At 51.0% G+C, this 4,055-nt stretch carries 4 protein-coding genes and 1 pseudogene; 1 reads left to right on the plus strand and 4 read right to left on the minus strand.

Features of this window, described 5'->3' with window-relative positions:
• Positions 1–89: 89 nt before the first annotated feature.
• From PWM43_RS15245 to PWM43_RS15260, 4 genes and pseudogenes are all read right to left on the minus strand, one after another.
• A pseudogene (locus tag PWM43_RS15245) lies at positions 90–305 on the minus strand (efflux RND transporter permease subunit); the annotation flags it as partial.
• Positions 305–1,339 carry an efflux RND transporter periplasmic adaptor subunit gene (locus PWM43_RS15250; protein ID WP_062105904.1) on the minus strand — a complete coding sequence of 345 codons (1,035 nt, stop codon included), beginning with the start codon at positions 1,337–1,339 and terminating at the stop codon, positions 305–307. The gene PWM43_RS15250 and the pseudogene PWM43_RS15245, both read right to left, overlap by 1 nt.
• A complete protein-coding gene (locus PWM43_RS15255) occupies positions 1,336–2,778 on the minus strand; it encodes a TolC family protein (protein WP_197460325.1) in 1,443 nt (480 codons plus the stop codon). Before PWM43_RS15255 ends, PWM43_RS15250 begins: the two co-directional genes overlap by 4 nt.
• Positions 2,771–3,421, minus strand: coding sequence for a cation transporter (locus PWM43_RS15260; protein WP_007284432.1), 651 nt, complete (start codon positions 3,419–3,421; stop codon positions 2,771–2,773). The genes PWM43_RS15255 and PWM43_RS15260 overlap by 8 nt, the downstream gene beginning before the upstream one ends.
• A 73-nt stretch (positions 3,422–3,494) precedes the next feature.
• Here PWM43_RS15260 and PWM43_RS15265 point away from each other — a divergent pair, with 73 nt between their 5' ends.
• Positions 3,495–3,893 carry a MerR family transcriptional regulator gene (locus tag PWM43_RS15265; protein ID WP_070325597.1) on the plus strand — a complete coding sequence of 133 codons (399 nt, stop codon included), beginning with the start codon at positions 3,495–3,497 and terminating at the stop codon, positions 3,891–3,893.
• Positions 3,894–4,055 lie beyond the last annotated feature (162 nt).

A 4,055-nucleotide genomic window follows, 5' to 3' on the forward strand; every position in this document is an offset into this window, starting at 1 on the left:
AGATACCTTCCTTCAACGATGGTATCCTGTGAATCACAATTTAACGCCTATGGGCACCCCCATGAGTCACATCCAAAACAATTTAGTATAACCAATGTTTCGACCTGTTCCGGCGTAAAACCAGCGGCTTCGGTCTGGATCGTGACCCGTGGCGGAATGAATTCCGGAAACACATCATAGCTGGCATGTCTCAAGCCATACAGGCCATAGAAGAACAACAGACATGCGGTTGCGATAACCACGCCCCGGAAGCGGATCGAAAACCCGATAACAGCTGCCTGAAGGCTGAAAGAACGTCCCGTCATCAGTCGTCATCGTCTCCTGTTTCAAGCTGAGCTCGGAATTCTTCAGACAGAAGTAATTGCGTACCCTCTACGACGATTTGCGTTTCGTGTGTGATTTGTCCTGGAGTATCTTGGATCAGGTAGCCACCTTCTCGGTCCGGCACGTCGGTCGTAAGGGGTAGGCGTGTAAATTTTCCGTGTCCGTTATCACGGTATATCCACGACTTACCTTGCAGCCAGATAATAGCTGATGCAGGTATCCGGATACCGGGACGTTCCTCTTCGGTAGGCAGGAGAACGGAAACATTCATGCCCGCGACAAGCTGACTTTCAGCCGACGCAAAATAGAAAAAGCTACGCCCCTGAATAGCAGGATCGGTCATGGTTACAGGAGACAAATAGTGGAGCATTGTCCCGTGTCCACCCGTGTTTCCATAATCGGTCACATCCGCCTGACTTGGTGGGGTTGGTAGATCCGTATCTGGTGGAAGGGTCACCTTGACCAAGACCACTTGTTGTTGAAGTAACTGTGTAATGAAAATTGTATTTTTTTCGGTAGCGTCAGATATGACCGAACCAAATTGCTGTCTGATAATATTAAGTGCGTTATTCACCCGGACCTGTTCTGCTTTTACCATAGCTGAGTTGGACTGAAATCTGGCTGTTGTCTCCTGGAATTGTTCCTGAGAGATATTCTGCCGGTCGCGATACAGTCCTTTGTCACGATCGAGTTTCGCACGGGCAAGCGTCTGCTGTGCCTGCATGCTCTCCAGCCGCGCTTTCATGTCAGCATAATCACTAACAAGAGTGATAAGTTGTGTTGCGTTCAGAACGTAACCATAGGCGGGAACCAACTTTCTCCAAGGCACGATGCTGGGTCGTGCAGAAGCGATGCCACTCTTCGTAACTGCTTCCGGGGAGACCGTCACGGTCGCCTCTGCGCCAAGAACCGAAACTGGTGGATCATCATCATCTGCAATAGCAATGTCCGCCACGTTTAGAACTAGGAAGACAGAAAGACCTACAAGAGGCAGCCAGAAGGCCCTCGCTTTCATGGTGAGTTCCTTTGGTTATTTTCAAGCAGGCCGGAAACCTGCGCGGCACTGGTGTGATCAAAAATGGGCTGCTGCATGCCATCTTCGATCTGACCTATGGCTTGCCGTTGCTGAATTTCTGCTTCAAGAAGAGCGGTCTCTGCTTGAATCTGCTCTATATGAGTCATAACCATCGTTGGTCGGTCGATTGCGCCTGACTGAAGGCGGTGCTGCATCTGGTTCAGCCTTACCCGTACGGTTTTGGCAAGTTCATCCGCCTGTAGCAGAATTGATGTCGTGCCGCGGTAATTGGCCGTAGCCTGCGAGATGGACTTAAACACCGTGTTCTCTGCACGCCGGAGACGAGCCGCCGCCTCATGCTCCTGCCCAACAGCTTCAGCTATGGGGCCTTCGTTCTGATTGAAAATCGGAATTTGCAGAGAGGGATTTACCTCAAAGCGATTTGAAAAATCCCAGTTATAGGCGGGACTGATGGTGACATCGGGATAGCGTCGGGAAACTTCGACCCGTAGAGCCTGTCGGGCGGCGTCATAAGACGCAAGAAGTTCCCGCAGATCCGCGCGTTGCATTACGGCTTGGTATCTCATGTCCTGTGAATCGCGGTATTCCATGAGGTCGGGACAGACATCAAATGCTTTTGTATCAAGAGCAATGGAATCAAGTGCTTCGGCAGGAACCCCGATTGCTCCTGCCAGAGCTGCCTTACGGACGGCATACTCGCGCCGCAGATCACTGACAGACAACTCGGCATGGATCATTTCCGTCCGTACCTGCGATATTTCGAGAGCGGATGCTCGCCCCTGATCAAAACGTGCCTGTTCCAGGGTAAAGAGTTCGCGTTTAGCTGCCGCAGTCTCTTCCACAAGCTTGAGGCGCCCGGATACAGCCCAGACGCCGAGAAGAGCAGACCGCGTGTCGCTGCGTAGTTTCCATGCAGTATTGATGACTTCCCATTGCGCGACGGCAGCCCGATATCTGGCTTCTTTGATACGGTGATAACGCCTGCCGAAAAATTCGATCAGTATTGACGCGCCGTAGCCGACGTAATGAGCCGATGGGCCACCCAGCACCGTGAAACTGGGATTGGGCAGTTGACCGGCTGTCTTGATTCCAGCGCGAGCCGTTTCCAGTTCAGCTTTAGCTACAAGGATATCGGGATGAAAATACAAGGTAGCAAGCGTCAGGCGAGTGATGCCCCATGCGTTTTCCTGACTCGATACGTTTGGTCCGAGAACTTTTGTAATGAATTCTTGCAATCCGGCATCCGTAAATTGACGGCTGGAAAATTTCTGGACATCTGATTCCGGCGAAATATGTGAGTGACCACTATTTGTGCAGCCACAGAGCAGGGGAAAAATCAGGAGAATGAATGCCGCATTATAGCGTGTGCGTCTCCTTGCCTGCTTAATATATTCTAGAGTATTATATGATTTATACATTGATATGTCGTGATATATCTGATTTGTTATCTGTTAGTTCTACTCTCGATTGTCGCATAATCTGCACACCTCCACTAATACCAAGCATCGCAAGGATGGCAGCTACCGCAATATCCGGCCACGCAGAACGAGTGCCAAACACGCCCAGAGCTGCCAGCACAACGGCAACATTTCCGATCGCATCATTACGAGAGCAGATCCATACGGAACGGCGGTTGGCATCACCTTTCCGGTGTGTCCATAATATGAGGGCACAGGCCAGATTGACCGCGAGGGCAAGCAGACCAATGCCGCCCATTGCGTCTGGGTGAGGCGGATGGTTGCTGTTCATTACCATCCACCCAGCATTGGCCATTACCCATATCCCAGCCACGAACAGGGTCAGGCCTTTCAGAAAGGCCGCGCCAGCTCGCCATCGCAATGCCATTCCGGCAACACTGAGGCTTATTGCGTAGTTGGCGCTGTCGCCAAGGAAATCAATCGCGTCCGCCTGTAAGGATGCAGATCCAACCGACACGCCAGCCCCTGCTTCAACGGCAAACATGCTGGCATTGAGAAAAAGCGCGATCAGGAGCGCTCTCCGCCATGATTTATTGATTGGTAGCGGCGTATCTGTGCATCCACCACAGCATCCTCCTGCCATCCAGCGCCTCCCTGACGAATCATCTGTTTTAATGTATGCTCCCTGTAGCAACTACAGGGTCAAGAGGCAGGGAATGCGATCGATTGGTGCCTTGGGGAAGGCGACGAATACCAAAGTCGAGACGATCCGCTATTACGAACGGATCGGTCTTCTGGCTCCGCCACAGCGGACCGATGGCAATTATCGCACTTATGATGATGAGGCACTCGCGAGACTGTCTTTTATTCGTCGATCTCGGGATCTGGGTTTTTCATTAGACCAGGTAAGAGCTCTATTATCCCTAACGGATCAGGGAACCCAGGATTGTAAGACAGTTGATAGAATTGCTCGTGACCATATGGCAGAAATTGAGCGCAAAATTGCGGATCTCATCGCATTGCGCCATGAACTTTCTACGATGATAGAATCATGCGGGGGAGGTAATATTTCAGGATGCCGAATTATTGAAGCACTTTCTCCGTTTGATAATTAGTTCTCCTGACTTTTTTCGCAGCCAGTCGATTCTGCATTTGACGGAAGATTACCCGAAATAGTTATACGGCCTGACGTGCCCCCCGGAAATGTAACCATTTAAAAGTAGAGTCCGATCGAGAAGGATACGGACGGATGAAGCGCAGTCGTTTTACGGAAGAGC

This window comes from Brytella acorum, assembly GCF_029309905.1.
GTDB lineage: Bacteria > Pseudomonadota > Alphaproteobacteria > Acetobacterales > Acetobacteraceae > Brytella > Brytella acorum.